The organism is Streptomyces sp. bgisy100 (assembly GCF_057709105.1).
Window position 1 is genome coordinate 95,950 of sequence record NZ_JBYITE010000017.1, and the last position, 20,975, is coordinate 116,924.

The 20,975-nt window shown below is 72.9% G+C and carries 12 protein-coding genes and 2 pseudogenes; 8 read left to right on the top strand and 6 right to left on the bottom strand.

All coding sequences use genetic code 11. The features are described 5' to 3' along the window. Positions 1-405 precede the first annotated feature (405 nt). Genes AC3EQ1_RS14630 through AC3EQ1_RS14645 form a run of 4 tightly spaced genes read left to right on the top strand, consistent with a single transcriptional unit; the run spans position 406 to position 8,562 of the window. Positions 406-1,968, top strand: a complete 1,563-nt coding sequence (locus tag AC3EQ1_RS14630) for a TIGR02677 family protein (protein WP_432094743.1) — start codon at positions 406-408, stop codon at positions 1,966-1,968. After that, the gene (locus tag AC3EQ1_RS14635; RefSeq protein ID WP_432094744.1) at positions 1,965-3,200 is read left to right on the top strand and encodes a TIGR02678 family protein; all 1,236 of its coding nucleotides are present in this window, start codon (positions 1,965-1,967) and stop codon (positions 3,198-3,200) included. The genes AC3EQ1_RS14630 and AC3EQ1_RS14635 overlap by 4 nt, the downstream gene beginning before the upstream one ends. Next, complete coding sequence (locus tag AC3EQ1_RS14640; RefSeq protein ID WP_432094745.1) at positions 3,197-7,294, top strand: TIGR02680 family protein; 4,098 nt, start codon at positions 3,197-3,199, stop codon at positions 7,292-7,294. The genes AC3EQ1_RS14635 and AC3EQ1_RS14640 overlap by 4 nt, the downstream gene beginning before the upstream one ends. Next, complete coding sequence (locus tag AC3EQ1_RS14645; RefSeq protein WP_432094746.1) at positions 7,291-8,562, top strand: TIGR02679 family protein; 1,272 nt, start codon at positions 7,291-7,293, stop codon at positions 8,560-8,562. Before AC3EQ1_RS14640 ends, AC3EQ1_RS14645 begins: the two co-directional genes overlap by 4 nt. A 41-nt stretch (positions 8,563-8,603) precedes the next feature. Here AC3EQ1_RS14645 and AC3EQ1_RS14650 read toward each other — a convergent pair. The 3 genes and pseudogenes from AC3EQ1_RS14650 to AC3EQ1_RS14660 form a co-directional block, all read right to left on the bottom strand. Beyond that, positions 8,604-8,825 (bottom strand): annotated as a pseudogene (locus AC3EQ1_RS14650) (hypothetical protein); the annotation flags it as partial. A gap of 114 nt (positions 8,826-8,939) precedes the next feature. Next, the gene (locus tag AC3EQ1_RS14655) at positions 8,940-9,584 is read right to left on the bottom strand and encodes a LuxR C-terminal-related transcriptional regulator (protein ID WP_351505139.1); all 645 of its coding nucleotides are present in this window, start codon (positions 9,582-9,584) and stop codon (positions 8,940-8,942) included. Next, positions 9,572-10,927: a sensor histidine kinase gene (locus AC3EQ1_RS14660; RefSeq protein WP_432094747.1), complete on the bottom strand. Its 1,356-nt coding sequence runs from the start codon at positions 10,925-10,927 to the stop codon at positions 9,572-9,574. Before AC3EQ1_RS14660 ends, AC3EQ1_RS14655 begins: the two co-directional genes overlap by 13 nt. A 193-nt stretch (positions 10,928-11,120) precedes the next feature. On the opposite strand from AC3EQ1_RS14660, the gene AC3EQ1_RS14665 reads away from it, so the two are divergent. After that, positions 11,121-12,176, top strand: a complete 1,056-nt coding sequence (locus AC3EQ1_RS14665) for a fatty acid desaturase family protein (protein ID WP_432094763.1) — start codon at positions 11,121-11,123, stop codon at positions 12,174-12,176. Positions 12,177-12,257: 81 nt separating this feature from the next. Here the strand turns inward: AC3EQ1_RS14665 and AC3EQ1_RS14670 are convergent, their stop codons facing one another. Both AC3EQ1_RS14670 and AC3EQ1_RS14675 read right to left on the bottom strand, forming a co-directional pair. Further along, on the bottom strand, positions 12,258-13,517 hold the full coding sequence (locus tag AC3EQ1_RS14670; RefSeq protein WP_432094748.1) for a CU044_5270 family protein: 1,260 nt from the start codon (positions 13,515-13,517) through the stop codon (positions 12,258-12,260). Further along, positions 13,514-14,107 (bottom strand): RNA polymerase sigma factor, encoded by a 594-nt coding sequence (locus tag AC3EQ1_RS14675; RefSeq protein ID WP_432094749.1) that lies wholly within the window; start codon positions 14,105-14,107, stop codon positions 13,514-13,516. The genes AC3EQ1_RS14670 and AC3EQ1_RS14675 overlap by 4 nt, the downstream gene beginning before the upstream one ends. 205 nt (positions 14,108-14,312) lie before the next feature. Between AC3EQ1_RS14675 and ctaD the strand changes: the two are divergent. Continuing rightward, positions 14,313-15,884 (top strand): annotated as a pseudogene (gene ctaD, locus AC3EQ1_RS14680) (aa3-type cytochrome oxidase subunit I); the annotation flags it as partial. 144 nt (positions 15,885-16,028) lie between these two features. Further along, positions 16,029-16,397, top strand: coding sequence for a hypothetical protein (locus tag AC3EQ1_RS14685; RefSeq protein ID WP_432094750.1), 369 nt, complete (start codon positions 16,029-16,031; stop codon positions 16,395-16,397). 98 nt (positions 16,398-16,495) lie between these two features. Here AC3EQ1_RS14685 and AC3EQ1_RS14690 read toward each other — a convergent pair whose 3' ends face one another. Then, positions 16,496-17,158 (bottom strand): PAS domain-containing protein, encoded by a 663-nt coding sequence (locus AC3EQ1_RS14690; protein WP_432094751.1) that lies wholly within the window; start codon positions 17,156-17,158, stop codon positions 16,496-16,498. Positions 17,159-17,661: 503 nt separating this feature from the next. On the opposite strand from AC3EQ1_RS14690, the gene AC3EQ1_RS14695 reads away from it, so the two are divergent. Continuing rightward, the gene (locus tag AC3EQ1_RS14695; RefSeq protein WP_432094752.1) at positions 17,662-20,895 is read left to right on the top strand and encodes a cytochrome P450; all 3,234 of its coding nucleotides are present in this window, start codon (positions 17,662-17,664) and stop codon (positions 20,893-20,895) included. Positions 20,896-20,975: the final 80 nt, after the last annotated feature.

Here is a 20,975-nt window from a genome sequence, read left to right on the forward strand (position 1 = left end):
CGCGTTGCACGGCCTGCGCCAGGGGCCGGGCCCAGGGGCAACCTGGATGCGTTGATCGCCGACTTCGACAAGATCAACGGCGTTGCCGACCCGGAGGCTGTGGCCGCGAAGTGGGCCGAGCTCACCGGTGGCACCTCCAGGGCCGGGACGGCCGCGTACGCGGCGCGCTGATCGCTGGACAGCGACTGTTGGGGCCGCGGTGGGAAGGGGGTGGTTTCGTCGACTGTGACGTGAATGTGGCATTTCACATGCTATGCGGGGGAGGGGACTCGGCCAGGTGCGCGCACCCGACGGGCGAGGTCGAAGCTCTGATCGTCTCGGCGGGAAGCCGGCCGACGGATGAGATCTGGCCAGCTATCGCCGGACCTGCCCCCGGCAGCGCCTCGTCAGGGAGAATGGCCGGCGATGAACGGCAGCACCACCAGTCCGGAGACCGGGGCGGAAGGCTTCGGTCCGTTCGCTCACCTCACCGCCCCTTCCGCCGCGCTCTACCGGCAGGTGATGCGGGCCTTCGTCACCGCCAAGGAGCGGTTCGCCGTCCATCTGCGGCCCGAGGACGTGTACGGGGCGCTGCCGCCGGAGATGCGGCCCGCCGAGGTGGACGCCGTCACCAAGGCGCTGGACAGCCTCGTCGCCTGGGGCAACCTGCGGGCCGACCCCGACACGGCCCGGGTCACCGCTGTCGAGGACTTCTACCGCAAGCGGTTCATCTACCAGCTCACCCACGCCGGGGAGTCGGCCGAGGAAGCGCTGGCCGTCTATGACGAGGCCCTCGGGCGGCGCGGCGCGCTCCAGGCCGTCGCCCTGCACGACATCGTCACGCAGCTGCGAGCCCTGCTCGTGCTCGCGGCCGAGGACGAGCCCGACCCGGCGAAGACACATCTGGCGCTGGACGGCCTGGCCAGCCGGTTCGCCGCCCTGGCCGACAACGCGCGCGCGTTCATGGGGTCGCTCCAGCGCACCATCGACCTCCACGACGTGGAGGAGGAGGCATTCCTCGCGTACAAGGACCGGCTGATCCAGTACCTGGAGCGGTTCATCCAGGACCTGATCACCCTCGGCGGGCGAATCGCCCGGCTGATTCTGGAGCTGGAGGAGGACGGCCGGATCGAGGGCCTGCTGTGGGCCGCCGCCGCGCGGGAGGCCGCCGACGCCTCCCCCGAGGAAGCCCCGCACGCCGAGCGGGAGGCCTGCGAGCGGTGGTCCGGGCGGTGGAACGGGCTCGGCGGGTGGTTCCTCAGCCGGGACGGCCGTGAGGCGCAGGCCCGACTGCTACGGAGCCGGGCGCTCGGCGCGATTCCGCAGCTCCTCGCGGTCGTACGGGCGCTGAACGAGCGTCGGAGCGGTCGCTCCGACCGGTCCGCCGACCTGCGAACGCTTGCCCGCTGGTTCGCGGAGGCTCCCGACGACGACGCCCGGCACCGGCTCTGGCGCACCGCCTTCGGGCTATACCCGGCGCGGCACCTCACCGTCGACGCCGACACCCTCGCCGCCCGCGCCGCGCGGCCGGTCCCCGCCGGTACCCCTTGGTCGGAGGCCGAACCGCTGCGCATCAGTCCCCAGCTGCGCCGCACCGGCAGCTACGAGCGGCGCGGCAAGCCCCGCAAGGTCGAGGACCGGGAGGCACGGCGCAGGCAGCTCGCCGAGATCGCCGCCAAGCAGCGCGCCGAGACCGCCGCCGCGCGCGCTCGGCTCGTCACCGACGGGACCACCAGGCTCTCCGCGCTCGGAGAACTCGATCCGGTCGCCTTCGGGCTCTTCCTCCAGCTGCTCGGCGACGCCCTCGCCACCTGGCGGCCCGGCATGCGCCACACCGTGGCCACCAGCAACGACGGCTCCATGGAAATCCGCCTCAGCGCCCTGGCCGACGGGACCACCGCCGAGATCCGTACCCCCGGTGGCGTGTTCCGCGGCCCCGACCATCACGTCGACATCATCGACCGCACGGACGGAGAGGAGGACCAGTGAACACTCCGCTCGCCGAGGTGCTCGACGGACAGCACGCCGCCGATCTCCGCAAGGCGGCCCGCGCCCTGCTGAAGGAGCCGCTCCTGCTGTCCCGCGGGCGGGACGCCGATGAGTTCCGCTTGGTCCGCCGGCACGCGTCCGAGCTGCGCGAATGGTTCGACCGCAACACCGGCTGGGCACTTCAGGTGGACGCGGAGACCGCCCGGCTGCGCAAGAGCCCCGGAACGTCCACCGACCCCACCCATCCGGCGCGCGAGGCGACCCGGGCGGGAGCCCCCTTCACCCGGCGCCGGTACGTGCTGCTCTGCCTCGCCCTCGCCGCTCTCGAACGCGGTGAGTCGCAGATCGCCCTCGGCCGCCTCGCCGACCAGGTCGTCCTCGACGCCGCGGATCCCCATCTCGCGGCAGCGGGCATCCAGTTCACCCTGGACCGCAGGGACGAGCGCCTCGACCTGGCCGCCGTCGTCCGGCTGCTGCTCGCCCTCGGTGTGCTGCGGCGCGTCGCCGGAGACGAGGAGGCGTACGTGAGCGGGTCCGGAGACGTTCTCTACGACGTGGAGCGGCGGGTCCTCGCGGGCCTGCTCGCCGCTCGCCGGGGACCCTCCACGGTACAGGCGGACACCTTCGAGGGCCGGATCGCCGAACTCGTCGCCGAGACCGCGCTGGACAGTGACGAACTGCGGTTCCGGGCCATGCGGCGCACCCTGACCCGCCGGTTGCTCGACGACCCGGTGCTGTACTACGACGAGCTCGGCGACGCCGAACTCGGGTACCTCACCCGCCAGCGCGGCTTCCTCACCGCGCGCATCACCGAACTGACCGGGCTCGTGCCCGAAGTACGGGCCGAAGGCATCGCGATGGTGGACCCCGACGATGATCTCACCGACCTCCGGATGCCCGAGCAGGGCACGTACGGGCACATCACGTTGCTGCTCGCCGAGCACCTGGCCGCCGCCGACGGCCCGGTCACCACCGGCGAGCTGGCGGATCGCGTCCGCGAACTCGCCGCCGAGCACGGGGGGTTCTGGGCCAAATCCGCCCGGGAACCGGGCATGGAGGACGAGCTCGTCGACCAGGCCGTCGCCCGGCTCGCCGCCCTCGGGCTCGCCGCCCGGACGGCCGAGGGCGTGGCGGCGCGTCCCGCCCTCGCCCGGTATGCGGTCGGCACGACCGTCGTCATCGAACCCACGACCGCGCGGATGCCCGCACAGCGAAAGGCCGGCACCCCATGACCCGCCTCCCCACCCCTGGGCGATCCCGCTGGCAGCCCCTGCGCATCGGTCTCGTCGACCTGTTCCACTACGACGTGGAGGAGTTCCGCTTCCGCGACGGCCGGCTGCTCCTGCGCGGAAACAACGGGACCGGCAAGTCCAAGGTGCTGGCCCTGACACTGCCCTTCCTGCTCGACGGGGACCTCAGTTCCCGACGCGTCGAACCCGACGGCGACCCGGGCAAACGGATGGAGTGGAACCTCCTCCTCGGCGGCGAGCACCCTCATCCCGAACGGCTCGGATACACCTGGGTCGAGTTCGGCCGGCTCGACGAAGCCGGAGGAGATCCCCACTTCCGCACTCTGCTCTGCGGTCTCAAGGCCGTCACCGGACGAGGTATCGCCCGCCACTGGTACGCGGTCACCAGCCTGCGCGTCGACCACGGCGCCGTTCCCGCGGCCGGCACGCTCAGCCTCCTCGACGCCACCGGCACCGCGCTCTCCCGGGACCGACTGACCGAGGCCGTCGCCGGCCACGGCATGGTGTACGACCAGGCGAAGGCGTATCGCCGGGCCGTCGACGAGGCGCTGTTCGGGCTGGGGGAGCAGCGCTACGGCGCCCTGGTCGACCTGCTCATCCAGCTGCGCCAGCCGCAGCTGTCCAAGCGCCCCAACGAAGCCGCCCTCTCCCGGGCGCTCACCGAGGCCCTGCCTCCCGTGGACCAGGCCGTCATCGCCGACGTCGCCGAGGCGTTCCGGTCCCTGGACGAGGAGAAGGAGGAGCTGGCGGCCGCGTCTGCCGCCGAGCGCGCCGCCTCCGCCTTCCTGGAGCACTACCGGCGCTACGCCCGCATCGCCACCCGGCGGCGCGCCCGCCTGCCGCGGGCCAGGCACTCCCGGTACGAACACCTTCAGCGGGACCTCGCCGAGGCGCAGGCGCGGCGGACCGGGGCTGAGGAGGCGCGGGCGGCGGCCGAGGAGCGCATTGCCGCCCTGGAGGAGACCGAGGCACGGCTGAGGGCCCGGGACGCGGCCCTGCGCGAGGGCCCCGAGATGCGCAGTGCCCGGGAGCTGGAGCAGGCGGCGGAGGCGGTCGAGCGCGCCGCCCACACGCTGCGCCAGGCCCGGGACGACCATGACCGGGCGGACCACCAGCACACCAAGGCGCTCGGCCGTCTCGGCGCCGCCGAGAACCGGCTGCGCGCCGCCGAGCAGCACGCCGATGCCTCGTTCCGTACGGCGTGGGAGGCCGCAGCCACGGCCCGGATCGACCTGCCCGGCGAGGACCGGCTTGCCGACCCCGACCTGCGACGGGCGACCGAGCAGGCGATCGACCGCGGTCACCGCGCTCTCGTCTGCGCGGAGGAGCTCGCCCGGACGGCCGAACACGCCGCCGAGCAACGGCGCCAGGCATCCGTACGCCTCGACGAGGCGGCCACCGACGCCGACCGGGCCGCCGAGGTGCACAGCCGGGCGGAGGAGACCGCGGACGAGGCCGGGCGGGCGCTCGTCGATGACGTACGGGAACACATCGCCACCTGGACCGAGCTGGCCTGCCCGGATCTAGCCGGTCTGCTCGACGAACTCCAGGAGTGGACGCGGCATCTCACCGGGCCCTGCCCGGCCCGCACCCACGCGGCAGGCGCACACGCCGCCGCCTCCGCACGGCTCGCCGATCTCGCGTCCGACGCGGCTCACCTGCTGGCCGACCTGACGGCGCGTACCGGCGAAGTCCGTGCCGAGCTCACCGCGCTGGAAGCCGGCGGCGGACGCGCCCCCCGACCGCCGTACACCCGCACGCCGGGCCACCGCGACCGGCTCCGGGGCGCGCCGCTATGGCGTCTCGTGGACTTCCGTGACGGGCTGCCGGAGCGCGACCGGGCCGGGCTCGAGGCAGCCCTGGAGGCCTCGGCTCTGCTCGACGCCTGGGTGCTGCCGGACGGCTCCGTCCTCGCCGCCGACGGCTTCGACGTCCTGCTGTCCCCGGAGGACGGCCCCGTGACGGGGGCCCGGCTGGCCGAGCTGCTCCGCCCGGCAGTGGACGGCGGCGACGCCGGGGCCGCGGCCGTCGGTGAGGACACCGTGGCGCGGCTGCTCGCCGCTGTCGGCGTCGGCGCGGAGAGCGGAGCAGGCACCTGGGTGGCGGCCGACGGACGGTTCCGGGTGGGCGCACTGACCGGCCGCTGGAACAAGACCGCCGCCGAGTACATCGGCGAAGGCGCCCGGGAGGCGGCACGGCGCGCCCGTATCGCTGATCTGCGGACCGAACTCGACTTGCTTCAGCGGGAGTCGGAGGAGGCCGGAGCGCAGGCCGAGGCCGTCGGCGTACGCCGACGGAGGCTCGACGCCGAGCTCGCGGAGCTGCCCGACGAAAGCCCCCTCACCCGAGCCCACGCACAGGTCACCGCCGCCGCCGAGAACGTCCGCACGGCTCGCCTCAGGCAGGCGGAACGAGCCGCCGATCTCACCCGGGCGACCGAGCGGGCCGAGCACGCGGCCGGAGAACTCGCCGAGACCGCGGCCGACCTGGGCTTGCCCGCCGACCGGGTCGGCCTCGTCGGTGTCCGCGCCGCGCACAGCGCGCTCGCCGTGGCCCTCGCCGCCCTGTGGCCCGCTCTGAAGGACTGCGCCGAGGCCGCCCACCGGGCGGACGAGGAACGCACCGAGGCGGTGCAGGCAGGGGAGCGCGCTGCCGAACTCGCCCTGCGCACCGAGGCTGCCGGGCGCGAAGCGGCCGCAGCCGAGGCGCGCCACACCACCCTGCGCACCACCGTCGGCGCAGCGGTCGCCGAACTCCAGCAGGCGCTCGCCGACACCGCCCAGGCACTGCGCACCTGCGACGGCGACCGGAAGGCCGCCCGGGAGGATCACCTGAAGGCCGACCGTACGGCCAGCAGGGCCGAGGGCCGGATCGAGCAGTTGGAGAAGGACCTGGCGGAGGCCCTGGCCGCCCGCGGGGAGGCCATCGCGGCACTCCAGCGGTTCACCGCCACCGGGCTCATCACCGTGGCCCTCCCCGACCTCACGGTGCCGGCCGCGGACGGCGGGCCCTGGGCGGCCACCCCCGCCGTCGCGCTCGCCCGCGCCATCGAGACGGGCCTGTCCGCGACCGACGACTCCGACAGTGCTTGGGAACGCGTACAGAGCAGGATCGGCGGGGAACTCAAGACCCTTCAGGACACCCTGTCCCGGCACGGTCACACGGCCTCCGCCCGTCTCATCGAGGACGGCATGGTCGTCGACATCGTCTACCAGGGCCGCGAGCACGCCGTCCCCGAACTCGTTGACGCCCTGGTGACCGAGACCGCAGAGCTCACCCGCATCCTCTCCGCACATGAACGGGAGATCCTGGAGAACCACCTGATCACGGAGGTGGCGGGCACCCTCCAGGAGCTCATCGGGGCCGCCGAACGGCAGGTACGGGACATGAACGCCGAGCTGGAGGACCGCCCCACCTCCACCGGCATGAAACTGCGGCTCGTGTGGCGGGCCTCCCGCAAGGCCCCCTCCGGACTGGCCCAGGCCCGTGAGCGGCTGCGCCAGTCCGCCGACGCCTGGACGCCCGAAGACCGCGCGGCAGTGGGCGAGTTCCTTCAGGCACAGATCGCCCGGCAGCAGACCGATGACACGTCAGGCAGCTGGCTCGAGCACCTCACCGCGGCGCTCGATTACCGCTCCTGGCACGAGTTCGGAGTCGAGCGCCACCAGCACGGCCGCTGGGTCCCCGCCACGGGTCCCGCATCCGGCGGTGAACGCGTCCTCGCCGTGTCCGTGCCGCTGTTCGCCGCAGCCTCCTCGCACTACGCGAGCGCCGGCAGCCCGTACGCTCCGCGTCTGGTCACCCTGGACGAGGCGTTCGCGGGTGTGGACGACGACTCGAGGGCCAAGTGCCTCGGCCTGCTGCACGCCTTCGACCTGGACGTGGTGATGACCAGCGAGCGGGAATGGGCCTGCTATCCGCAGGTGCCCGGCATCGCGATCGCCCAGCTGTCCCGGATCGACGAGGTGGCAGCTGTGCTGGTCACGCGATGGCAGTGGGACGGCGCCCGGCGACTGCGCCACGGCGATCCGGTCCGGCAGCCCGACCCGGTCCTGACGGCAGGAGAGCCCGGGTGACAGAGAGATCCGGCACGGCGGCGGGGGACGGGACCCCGCAGACAGTCGACGGGACACGGCTTCACCGCCTCCTCGGACCCCCCGAACTCACCTGGCTCGTCGACCGGATACGACGGCGCATGGCTGCCGGGGAGCCGCTTACGGGATCCGTTTCACTGGCGCATCCCACTCCGGAGCAGCGTCTGGCGGCCGAGCGGCTGCTGGGCCGAGGGCCCGGCGGGGGCCGCTCCCTGACCCTGCGCCTGGACACCGTGGACGCCGTGCTGCGCCGCTCCGGTGTCAGCCCCGGTGGCCTCGCCGTGGCGATCACCGCCCTCACCGGACCCGTGGTCCTCCGAGGGCCCGCACGCCTGGCCGAAGAGGACGCCTGGCGGAAGGCGTTCGCCCGGATCGACGCCGCGGCGGAGGAGGAACCGGCCCTCGCGCCATGGGTCGCCCGGCTCCGGGGCGACGGTCTCGTACGACGCCTCACCGGGGGCCCGGAAGCTGCCCGGTCCCTGCTCGATCAGGCCGCCACCGCCCTGCGGGCGCTGCCTGCCGACCCGCCCGTCTCGCTGCCCGCCTTCGCAGCCCGCCTTCTGGGCGGTGCCCATGCGCTGGACGACGGGACCGCACTGGCCACCGTCACCCTGTCCGGGATCCGTGCACTGACCGGCTTTCCCGACGGAACCGGGGCCGAATGGCGGCGGGAAGCATGGGCGGCCGCGGGGCTGCTGCGCGACGAGCTGTCCTCGACCGTCCTCACCCTGAACCTGCGGGGGACCCACGCCCTCGACTCGCTGGCCGACATGGGTGAGCCCGCTGTCCTCACCCTCCGTCAGCTCGTCCGTCGGCCGCTCGCCGCTTCCCCGCCGAGGGTTCACATCTGCGAGAATCCCACCGTACTTGCCGCGGCGGCCGACGCCCACGGACCGGACTGCGCACCACTGGTCTGCCTGCAGGGCCAGCCGTCCGCGGCCGGCCTCGCACTCCTGCGCCACCTTCACGAGGGCGGGGCGACGCTCCACTACCACGGCGATTTCGACTGGGGCGGGCTGCGCATCGCCTCCGCGCTGCTCAGGCGCCTCCCTTGGCGGCCCTGGCGCTACACGGCCGCCGACTACCGGGCCGCCGTGCTCGTCTCCCCGGAAGGACCGCCCCTGACGGGAATACCGGTTGAGGCTCCCTGGGATTCGGAGTTGCCCGACGCACTCGCGGAGGCGGGCGTCCGCGTCGAGGAGGAAGCGGTCCTCGACACGCTGCTGTCCGACCTGAGGGGTGTCCCGTAGTCCCTGCCGGATCAACACACGTTCCAAGGGCTGAGCAGCCCCTAGAACAGCACCAAGGCCCCCGCCGCCACCGCCCCCAGGGACGCCCCCGCGACGGTCTGGGCGACGGAGTGGTAGGTCAGGGCCACTCGGGTCCAGCAGACGGCGATGACCAGGGGGTAGGCCGCCAGCCACCAGGGGGTGTGGACCGCCGCGAGCATGATGGCGACGGCGGAGGCCACCGCCGAGTCCACTGAGATCTTCCAGATGGTGTTCGTGGTCATGCGGGCTGTCTTGAGGTTTTGAGGGCTGGTCCTGATCGTTCGCTGTCGGGGACGGCGACACGGCGGCCCTGGCCGTCGGCCGTCGGTGGTGAGAGCCGTTGCAGCTCCGCGCCCTCAGAGGTCCAGATGGGCCAGCACCGCCAGCACCCGGCGGTTGTCGTCGCCCGACGGGGCCAGGCCCAGTTTCGCGAAGATGTTGTTGGTGTGCTTGCTCACCGACTTCTCGGTGATGCACAGCTGCCGGGCTATCGCCGCGTTGGTCCGTCCCTCCGCCATCAGGCCCAGCACTTCGCGTTCCCGGACCGTCAGGGACTGCATCGGCTCCTGTCCGGAGTTCCTGGCCAGCAGCTGGGAGATGACGGAGGTGTCCATGGCCGTGCCGCCGGCGGCCACCCGGCGTACGGCGTCGACGAATTCGCTCACCTCGAAGACCCGGTCCTTGAGCAGGTAGCCGATGCCGCCGTCGTGGTCGGAGAGCAGCTCCCGCGCGTACAGGTGCTCCACGTGCTGGGACAGGACCAGGACCGGCAGGCCGGGAACCTCGCGGCGGGCCTTGGTGACCGCCTGCAGTCCTTCGTCGGTGAAGGTGGGCGGCAGCCGGACGTCGACCACGGCGACGTCCGGACGGTGCTCCAGCAGCGCCCGCAGCAGATCGGGACCGTTGTCCACGGCTTCGACGACCTCGAAGTCGTTGATCGTGAGCAACTGGATGATGCCCTCCCGGAGCAGGGCCAGGTCCTCGGCGATCACAACGCGCACGGCAGCTCCATGGTCACTGTGGTGGGTCCGCCCACCGGACTGTTCAGGTCGAGGGTTCCGTCGAAGGTGGCGAGCCGGCGCCGCATGCCGTCCAGCCCGCCGCCCGGCTGCACCGTGGCGCCCCCGCCGCCGTTGTCGCCGACGGTCAGGTGCAGCCGTCCGTCGGCGTGGTGGATCCGTACCCGGGCCGTGGCGGCGCCGCTGTGCTTCACGACGTTCGCCAGCGCCTCGGCGACGGCGAAGTATCCGGCCGACTCCACCGGCGCCTGCGGGCGGGCAGGCAGGTCGATGTGCACCTCCACCGGAACCGGCAGATCGAGGGCGAGGGCCCGGACGGCGCCGTCGAGGCCGCGTTCGGCGAGGACCGGCGGATGGATGCCCCGCACCAGGTCCCGCAGCTCGGCAAGGGCCTGGCTGCTCGCCGCGCGGGCGTCGGTGAGCAGTTTGTGCGCGGCGTCGGGGTTCCGGGTGAACAGCTGCTCCGCGAGGCCGAGTTTGAGCCCCACGGTCACCAGTCGTGCCTGGGCGCCGTCGTGCAGATCCCGTTCGATGCGCCGCAACTCCGCGGCCTGGGCGTCCACGGCCTCCGAGCGGGTCTCGGTCAGGTGCAGGACCCGCCGGGCGAGCCGGGCCTTCTCCGTGGGGCGCAGCAGTCTCTCGGTGATCCGGGTGTGGACCCGCAGCAGCCGCGTCCCCGACCAGAAGCCCAGGAAGAGGATGACCAGTCCCTCGACGAACGCGAGCGCCGCCATGCCGGGGCTGTGGACCGGCCAGATCAGCCCGTACCCGTAGTCCGGCCGCATGAAGGGCCAGAACAGGGGAGTGGCCACCACCCCGTGGATGCCGTAGACGATCAGCCAGCCCGGCAGCAGTCCCAGGACCAGTCCGGCCGGGGCGTGGATGAGGAGCCACAGCAGATCACGCCAGGTGGCCGGGTCGGTGAGCAGCGAACGGCAATAGCGCAGGCTGCTGGGCACGTCCAGCGGCTCGAAGTCCTCGCCCTGCTGGGCCCGGTAGGGAGTGGGGATGTCGACCGACCACCACTCCCGGGCGAAGCGGCGGTGCATGTCGGCGAGGCCGCGCACGGCGAACAGCGCGATCGGCAGGGTGAGCACACCGACGCCCGTGACGAGCAGGGCCAGGGACACCACCGTCAGCGTGAGCAGGGGCACGGCCCCCAGCTGTGACAGCAGGGCCAGGGCGAGGCCGCGCCGGGCGGTCACCAGCCCGGTGATCAGCCAGGGACGCAGTTCGGTGCGCAGCCAGGGACGTAGTTCGGTACGACGCCAGGGACGCAGTTCGCCGCGCAGCGGCTCGGGCCACCACGTGCTCCTCGTGGGCAACTCGCATGCTCCAAGCACTGTGGGTGGTCCTGGCTGGTGTGATGTCCAGTGAGCCTATGGCCGGCCCCCCTGGCGGGCAAGGCGGGCCCCAGGGGCGGGGGTAGGGTTTTGCCCACCTCGAAGTGGGGGGCTAAGCGGGTTCTGACGCCCGCTCCCGGAAACCAGACTCGAGGCCATGAGCATTCAGTCAGTGATGACAACGGTGGAGGCGCCCGCGGCGGGGGTGGCCACGCCACCCGTCGGCAGGGCCTCCGGGAGCGACTTCGCGCAACTCAGCCGCCGCGTCGCCGAAGAAGGGCTGCTGGACCGGCGGCCCGGTTACTACACGGTGCGGTTCGGTCTGGTGGGCCTGACGCTGGTGGGCGGCTGCGTCGCGTTCTTCCTGCTGGGTGACTCATGGCTGCAACTGGCCCTGGCCGCGGTGCTGGCCGTGGTCTTCGCCCAGGTCGGGCTCATCGCCCATGACCTGGCGCACCGGCAGGTGTTCTCCCACCGGAGGTACAGCGAGGTCGGCGGCCGGATCGCCGCGAACCTCGTCATGGGGATGAGCTACGGCTGGTGGATGAACAAGCACACCCGCCACCACGCCAACCCCAACCACGAGGAGCGGGACCCCGATGTGGCCCCCGACATCCTGGTGTGGTCCCAGCGGCAGGCGAGGAACGCGAACGGGCTCGCGAAGTTCATCGGCAAGCGGCAGGGCCTGCTCTTCTTCCCGCTGCTGACGCTGGAGGGGCTCAACCTCAGCGTCTCCAGCTTCCGGGCGCTGCGGAGTCCGGCGATGAAGCGGCCATATCTCGAAGGCGCCCTGCTGGTCGCCCACTTCGTTGCCTACTTCGGTGCGATATTCGCCGTGCTGCCGCTGGGCAAAGCACTCGCCTTCATCGCCGTGCACGAGGGGCTGCTCGGGATCTACATGGGGTGCGTCTTCGCCCCCAACCACAAGGGCATGCTGATGGTCACCCCCGACATGAAGCTCGACTTCCTGCGCCGGCAGGTGCTCACCTCCCGCAACGTCCGCGGCGGCCGCTTCATCGACGCGGTCATGGGCGGTCTCAACTACCAGATCGAGCACCACCTCTTCCCGAGCATGCCGACTCCCGCGCTCGGCCGGACCGCCCAGATCACCAAGGAGTTCTGCGCGGAGAAGGGGATCCCCTACTACGAGACCGGGCTGCTGGCGTCGTACCGGGAGGTCGTGGGGCACTTGCACGACGCGGGCGAACCGATCCGTCGGGCCGCCGCCTGACGCACCTGCCCCCTGCCGACGGTGGCTGCTGTGCCGGGCGCCCACGGGCCTCGGCTCGCCACCCGCCCGACCGCCCCGGCCTCAGTACATCCACGCCTCGTAGGACAGCACGTCCCCGGCCTCGACCCGCGCCTCCTTCCAGTCCCTGGTGACGGTCACCTCGCGGCCGAGGATCCGGCCCGTCTCCGGATCGAGGACGACCATCTGACGCGCCCCGGTGCCGTGGTCGTCCCGCGTGGCGTAGGCCTGTCCCCGCCGGCCGAGCCGGTCCGTCACCGCTCCCGCCGGCCGCAGGCCGTCGGACCGGGCGAGCAGGGTGGTGATCGCGGCGGTTTCCCGCGGTCCGGGTGTCCAGTCCCCGAGGAACTCCGACACGTCGTCCAGCAGGTCGGCGGCCGGTCCTGCTTCCGAGACGCCCGCCCGTTCGTCCCGGTCGAAGTACGCGCGGAGGGCGTCCGGGGTCCGCGGCGGGGGAGTGGTGTAGAGGCTGTTGCCGGCCAGCGACCCCGCGGGGTAGGTGTCATGGCGGACGACATGGCCGTCGTCCACCACCCGGGACTTCACTCCGCTGCCGTCGATGACGGGCCTGCCGGGGTGCCGTGGGTCGGTGGCGACCTCCAGCAGCGAGCCGCTGCCGTCCCGGTTCCAGCGCAGATACCGCTCCTGGGGCACGGTCACCGGCGGCCGGGCGCCGGGGCCGGACTCCATGGCCAGGGCCCACTCCTGCACATGGCTGCCCGGTTCGGCGCGCCGGTCCGCGCCCGGGCGGCGGGCCAGGCTCTGGGCCCGGTCGGCGATCCGGGCCAGGGGCACGGCCGAGGAGCCGTCGGTCACCAGGGGAGCGGGGGCCGCGACCGCCACCGGCGCTCCGGGCCCCGACAGGGTCATGGTGACCGCGGTGACCACGCCCGCGACCGTCGCGGCCAGTCCGTACAGCAGACGGCGGGGACGACGCTGCCGGAGCGGGGCCGCGCCGCGCCCTGCTTCCCCGGAGGGGCTCCCTCGGTCCCGGAGGAGTGCCGTCAGCCGTCGCTCGGCGCCGGCGTCCAGTGGACGGTCCCGCAGGCGGGGGGCGTCGGCCGGTACCGGGTTCGCGCGGCGCATCAGGTCCAACGCGTCGTCCACCGGCGGCTCATCCCTCACCGGCCGATCCCCGCCCTCCCGAGCAGCGTGGCTTTCCGGAACCTCGTGGCCCTCCGACACCTCGTGGCCCTCCGGCACTCCGTTGCTCTTCGGCACCTCTTCGTCCATCGGCACCTCCTCGGCCACCGGCACCCCATCGTCCATCGGCACCCCATCGTCCGTCGGCACCTCATGACTCATCGACAACTCATCGCTCATCGGCGCTTCCTCGTCCCCGCCGCGACGGCCGTTGCGTCCGCCGCTTCGCCGGCTGCTTCGTCCGCTGTCCGCTCACCGCGCGGAGTCGTGGTGTCCAACGTGGCGATCACCGTGCGCAGCCGTTGCCGCGCGCGGTGCAGCCGCATGCCCGCCGCCGTGGTGCTGCACCCCAGTGCCAGTCCGGCCTCCTCCAGGGTCAGTTCCTCCCAGGTGGTCAGCCGCAGCACCTCCTGGTCCGCCTCGGGGAGCGCGGCGAGCGCCTCGCGCACCCAGGCGCCGGGCTGTTCGGCGTCGGGGCCGGACATCACGCGGGGGCCGCGGGTGGCCTCGTGGTGGCTCAGCCGTTGCAGGAGCCGCCGGTACCGGCTGCGGCCGCGCACCGCGTTCGCCAGGCAGTTCCGGGCCACCCCGTACAGCCACGGCAGCATCGCCTCCGGTGCCTCGGCGTGGCGCCGCCAGGCCACGGAGAAGACCTCCGCGACCACTTCGTCGACCTCCCACGCCTGCCCGTCGAGCCGGCGGGCCACATAGCGGCTGACCGCCCAGTAGTGCTCGCGGTACGCGGCGGCGAAAAGGTCGTCCCTGCTCATGATCTGTTCGTGTCCGGCACGGTCCGCATCCTCACACCTCGCGGTGTGAGCGTTGTCACCGTCCCGGCGGGGCCGCGGGCACGGGTGAGACGCCGGTCACGTAACGCCGGTGAGCGGTGACGATCGAAGCGCTGCCGGACACCAACAGGGCATGAGCGAGACAGACCCGGCCCACGAGCCGTCCACCGCCGCGCGCACCGGATGGGTGAAGTGGCTGACCACCACCGATCACAAGACGATCGGCACGCTGTATCTGGTGACGTCGTTCGCCTTCTTCTGCCTCGGCGGGCTGATGGCGCTGCTCATGCGCGCCGAACTGGCCCGCCCGGGCACGCAGATCATGTCGAACGAGCAGTTCAACCAGGCGTTCACGATGCACGGCACGATCATGCTGCTGATGTTCGCGACGCCGCTGTTCGCCGGATTCGCGAACTGGATCATGCCGCTGCAGATCGGCGCGCCCGACGTGGCGTTCCCGCGGCTGAACATGTTCGCCTACTGGCTGTATCTGCTGGGTTCGCTGATCGCGATAGGGGGCTTTCTGACGCCGCAGGGCGCCGCGGACTTCGGCTGGTTCGCCTACGCCCCGCTGTCGGACGCGGTGCGCTCCCCGGGCGTCGGCGCGGATATGTGGATCATGGGTCTGGCGCTCTCCGGCTTCGGCACGATTCTGGGCGCGGTCAACTTCATCACCACCATCATGTGCCTGCGGGCCCCCGGCATGACGATGTTCCGGATGCCGGTCTTCACCTGGAACGTGCTGCTCACCGGGGTGCTGGTGCTGATGGCCTTCCCCGTCCTGGCGGCCGCGCTCTTCGCACTGGAACTGGACCGGAAGTTCGGGGCGCACATCTTCGACGCGGCCAACGGCGGGGCGCTGCTCTGGCAGCACCTCTTCTGGTTCTTCGGCCATCCCGAGGTGTACATCATCGCGCTGCCGTTCTTCGGCATCATCTCCGAGGTGGTGCCGGTCTTCAGCCGTAAGCCGATGTTCGGTTACATCAGCCTCATCGCCGCGACGATTTCCATCGCCGGTCTCTCGGTGACGGTGTGGGCGCACCACATGTACGTCTCGGGTGGCGTGCTGCTGCCGTTCTTCTCGTTCATGACGCTGCTGATCGCGGTCCCGACCGGGGTGAAGTTCTTCAACTGGATCGGCACCATGTGGAAGGGCTCGCTGAGTTTCGAGACGCCGATGCTGTGGACGGTCGGCTTCCTGGTCACCTTCCTCTTCGGCGGTCTGACCGGGGTGATCCTGGCCTCGCCGCCGATGGACTTCCACGTCTCGGACTCGTACTTCGTGGTGGCGCACTTCCACTACGTGGTGTTCGGCACCGTGGTGTTCGCGATGTTCGCCGGCTTCCACTTCTGGTGGCCGAAGTTCACCGGCAAGATGCTGGACGAGCGGCTCGGCAAGATCACCTTCTGGACGCTGTTCATCGGCTTCCACGGCACCTTCCTCGTCCAGCACTGGCTGGGCACCGAAGGCATGCAGCGCCGCATTCCGGACTACCTCGCGGCCGACGGGGTCACCACGCTGAACACGGTCTCCACCATCGCGTCGTTCGTCCTGGGGCTCTCCTTCCTGCCGTTCCTCTACAACGTCTGGAAGACCGCCAAGTACGGCAAGAAGATCGAGGTGGACGACCCGTGGGGCTGGGGCCGTTCGCTGGAGTGGGCGACGTCCTGCCCGCCACCGCGGCACAACTTCGTCAGCCTGCCCCGGATCCGCTCCGAGTCCCCGGCGTTCGATCTGCACCACCCGGATGTCGCGGCCGGCGCACTCGGCGGCGCCGACGCACATCCAGCAGCCGGTGAGCGGCGCCCGCCGGCCCCTCGCCAGGGCGGCACCGGCGTTGCCTCCGAGCGGAACTGACCGGAAAGGGGATACCAAGGAGTTCCGGACCAGGGAGGTACGCAGTTGACGAGCACCGACGCCCCCGACCCGCAGGGGGTCACCGCCGGGATCAACCGGATCGAGGGGTATCTGCTGTGGCAGGCCGAGACAGCCGGAGCCGAGGAGCGGGCCGAGGCGTTCTGCGACCGGCTCCCCTGGCTCACGACGGGCCAGCGCGAGGAGGTCGAACGCGTCTATGTCCAGGACCGGCTGGACGACGCCCGGCGCGACCTGCGGCGGGTCGCCGCCCGCTGCGAGGAGCTCCAGGAGGAGTACCGGGCCCGCTACCGCACCCTGCGCAGGCGCCTGGTCGCGGCCTGTCTGCTGGCCGGATGCGGGCTGGTGTTCGTCACGCTCCTCGCCCTCAGCCTGCGGGGCGCGCCGGCGGGGTGAGGGCGGGGCGGGGCCGATGCCGGGCGCGGAGGCCCACCCGGGCGAGGGTGTACGCCTCCCCGCGGTTCACGTCGGCGAGGGTGACGCCTCCCCGCGGCTCACCCCGTACCGCCCTCCGTCGGCGGCGGGTCCTCGTCCCCCGCCGGTACCGGCGGCCAACGCCCCGGGACCAGGACCCCGAGGGCGTACGCCCGGGCCACCAGCGCGGCCCGGTTCGGGGCCCGCCACCGCCGGGACAGCTGCGTCAGGTGGTAGGTGACGCCGTCCACGGTCAGGCCCACGGTCCGGGCGATGGCCGCTGTGGTGTGTCCTGCCGCGGCCAGCGCCAGGATCCGCCCGGCCATCGGCCCGACCTCCGGTGGCCGGTGCGCCGGGGGCCCGTCGGCGTCGGCCCGCGCCGCGTCCGTCCGCCGCAGCATCACCAGCAGCCCGGGCGGGCCGCCGGTGTCCTCGCTGACCGGATCGACCATCAGCTCGCCCTCGCCCTCGCACACCGCGCCGTCGGCCGTCCAGCGCACCGCCAGCGGATAGCGTGACCGCCGGCCCAGGTGCAGCGCCTCGGTGATCCGGTCCAGTTGGGCCGAGGCCTGCGGGCGGAAGAATTCGAGGATGTTCCGGCCGACGAGCTGTCCGGCTGTCCGCCCGAACTCCGCACCCATGGCGGGATTGGCCAGCCCGATGCCGCCGTCCGCGCCGCACAGGGCGAGAGGCAGCGGCATCCGGTCGAACAGCACCAGGAACCGGTTGCGCCAGGAGACCACCTCGTCACGGTGCGGCCCCGGCCGCTCGCCCGGTCCCGGGTGCCGGCCGTGCCCTGACCGCTCGACTTGCCCTGACCGCTCGCCCGGCCCCGACTGTTCGCCCGGCCCTGCCGACCGTCGGCACTCCGACAACGGAACGCCCCCTTCCGTGACAGCGGGACGTCTCCCGCGCACCGCGCCCGAGACAACGGGGACCACCTCCAGCGCACCGCGCCCGGCCGAACCCGCACCGCGCCCGGCGGAACCCGCACCACGCCCGAACGAACCCGGGCACCACGCCCGGCCGAACCCGCGCACCGCACCCGGCCGGACCCCGGCCCGTGCGAGCGCAAGCGCGCGCCCCGCCGATCCCCTACATGTTTCCGTAGTCCTCGCGCTCGGAACGGTACGTGACTCGGTCCAAGGTTGAACCAGGTGCCCCTCCGGCCCCGTACCGCACCACCACGGGCGGTCCGGGGAACGGGCACCCGCGTACCCCTCCTCCAGCGGAAGCAGCACAGGTGATGACGACCGACACGACCGTCGGGCCGGACCGCGACGAGATCCCCGTCGTGGACATTTCGCGCACCGGCCCCTCGCACACGCCCCTCCAGCAGGCCATGGAGCAGGCCCGGCTGCACGGCCCGGTGTTCCGCCGCCGGCTGCACAGCATCGAGACGCTGTTCGTCGGCTCACTGGACCTCGTCACGGAACTCGCCGACGAGACCCGGTTCGCCAAGCACGTCGGCCCCGCCCTGGAGAACGTCCGGGAGGTGGCCGCCGACGGGCTGTTCACGGCGTACAACGACGAGCCGAACTGGGCCAAGGCGCACGACGTCCTCATGCCGGCCTTCGCCCTCGGCTCCATGCGCACCTACCACCCCGTGATGCTGAAGGTCGCCCGCCGGGTGCTCGCCGCCTGGGACGCCGCGGCCGCCGCGGGCCGGCCCGTCGACGTACCCGACGACATGACCCGGATGACGCTGGACACCATCGGACTGGCCGGATTCGGCTACGACTTCGAGTCCTTCTCCCGGCCCGGGATGCACCCCTTCGTGAGTGCGATGGTGCGCTGCCTCGAATGGAGCATGACCAGTCTGGGCCGTGCGCCCGGCGGCGACCACAGCGTTCAGGACCGCGCCTTCCGCGCCGACGCCGACTATCTCGCCGCCGTGGTCGACGAGGTCATCGGGGTCCGGGCGGCCGGCGGGGACCGGTCCACCGACGACCTCCTCGGGCTGATGCTCGGCGCCCCGCACCCGTCCGACGGCACCACCCTGGACCTGGCCAACATCCGCAACCAGGTCATCACCTTCCTCATCGCGGGACACGAGACCACTTCCGGCGCCCTCTCCTTCGCCCTGTACCACTTGGCCAAGGACCCCACCGTGCTGCGCCTCGTGCAGCGGGAGGTGGACGCGCTCTGGGGCGACACCCCCGACCCGGACCCGTCGTTCGAGGACGTGGGCCGGCTCCGTTACACCCGCCAGGTGGTCAACGAGGCGCTGCGGCTGTGGCCGACCGCGGCCGCCTTCGGGCGCCGGGCCCGTGCGGACACCCTGCTGGGCGGCCGGATCCCGATGCGGGCCGGCCAGGCGGCCGTGGTCCTCACCCCGATGCTCCACCGCGATCCGGTGTGGGGACCCAACCCGGAGCTGTTCGACCCGGCCCGCTTCGCTCCGGAGGCCGAGGCCGCCCGCTCACCGCACGCCTACAAGCCCTTCGGCACCGGTGAACGCGCCTGCATCGGACGGCAGTTCGCGCTGCACGAGGCCGTCCTCCTGCTGGGGCTGCTGGTGCACCGCTACCGGCTGACCGACCACGCCGACTACCGGCTGAAGATCAAGGAGACGCTCACCCTCAAGCCCGAGGGCTTCAGCCTGACGCTCACCCCGCGCACCCCCGCCGACCGAGCCGACGACCGCACCGCGCTCGCCGTCCACGTCATGGACGCGCCGGCCGAGGACCCGGCGGCCCCGGCCGGCGCGGACGCGCCGCCCACCCGGGTGGTGGCCGGTACGGACCTGCTGGTGCTGCACGGCTCCAACTACGGGACCTGCCGCGCCTTCGCCGGGCAACTGGCCGGCGAGGCCGAGGAACTCGGGTTCGCCACGCCCGCCACGGCATCCCTGGACGCGTATGCCGGCCGGCTGCCCACCGACCGTCCCGTGGTCGTCGTGGCCGCCTCCTACAACGGCCGCCCCACGGACGACGCCGCGGCCTTCCTGTCCTGGCTGGAGCAGGCAGGACCGGGAGCGGCCGACGGCGTCACGTATGCCGTGCTCGGCGTCGGCGACCGCAACTGGGCGGCCACCTACCAGCGGATCCCGGCCCTGATCGACGAGCGGCTGGCCGAGCTCGGCGGCACCCGGCTGACCGTCCGCGGCGCCGCGGACGCGGCCGGCGACCTGGCCGGCGGCGTGCGCGCCTTCGCCCGGAGCCTGCGGGAATCCCTGCTCGACCGCTACGGCGACCCGCTCTCCGCCGGGGCGCACCCCGCCCCCGCGGAGCGGACCGGCGGCGCGGGGGCGTACACCGTCACGGAGCTGACCGGCGGCCCGCTCGACGCGCTCGCCGCGCGCCACGGCCTGCTCCCGATGACCGTCACCGAGTCCCACCCCCTCACCGCCCCCGGCCACCCCCGCGTCAAGCAGTTCGTCCGGCTCGCCCTCCCCGACGGCGTCGAGTACCGCACCGCCGACCATCTGACGGTGCTGCCGGTCAACGACGCCGCTCTGGTGGCGCGCGCCGCGGACGCGTTCGGCGCCGAACCGGACACGGTGCTCGACATCAGGCCGCACGGCGCCGGCCGCGCCGCGCTGCCGGCCGACCGCCCGGTGACCGTACGGCAGCTGCTCGCGCACTTCGTCGAGCTGCAGGACCGGCCCACCGCACAGCAGGTGGCGCTGCTCGCCGGGCACAACCCCTGCCCGCCGGAGCGCGCCGCGCTCCAGGCCCTCGCCGACAGTCCGGAGGCCCTGGCCGCGGACCAGCGCACACTGCCGGACCTCTTCACGGACCACCCGGCCCTGCGCGGCGCCGTCCCCTGGCCGGTGCTGCTGGAGCTGCTGCCGCCGCTGCGCCCGCGCCACTACTCGATCTCCTCCTCGCCCGCAGGCGATCCGCGCCACGCCGACCTCATGGTGTCGCGGCTGAGCGGACCGGCCCGCTCCGGACGCGGGGAGTACCACGGCACGGGGTCGGGCTTCCTGTCCGGGCTGCGGCCCGGGGACGTCGTCCACGCCCGGGTCCAGCCGTGCCGTGAGGTGTTCCGGCTGCCCGAGGACGCCGCCACGCCCCTGATCCTCGTCGCCGCCGGCACCGGACTGGCGCCCTTCCGCGGTGCGGTGGCCGACCGCAGGGCGCGGCTCGCGGAGGGGGAGCGGCCGGCGCCCGCGCTCTGCTACTTCGGCTGCGACGACCCCGAGGCCGACTACCTCCACGCGGAGGAGCTGCGGGCCGCGGACGCCCTCGGAGCGGTGTCCATGCGCCCGGTCTTCAGCGAATGCCCCGAGAACGGGCTGCGCTTCGTGCAGCACCGCATCGCCACCGAGGCGGCCGAGGTGTGGGACCTGCTGGCGGACGGCGCCCGGGTGTACGTCTGCGGCGACGGCCGCCGGATGGCGCCGGGCGTCCGCGAGGCCTTCACCACGCTGTACGCGGCCCGGACCGGCGCGGACCCGGACGCGGCCGAGGCCTGGCTCGACGGCCTGATCGCCGACGGGCGCTATGTGGAGGACGTCTACGCGGCGGGCTGACCCGGAACACACCGCGCGGGCCCGCCGCACCGCTTTCGGTGGTGCGGCGGGCCCGTTCCGGCTTCCCGAGCTGCGCGGAG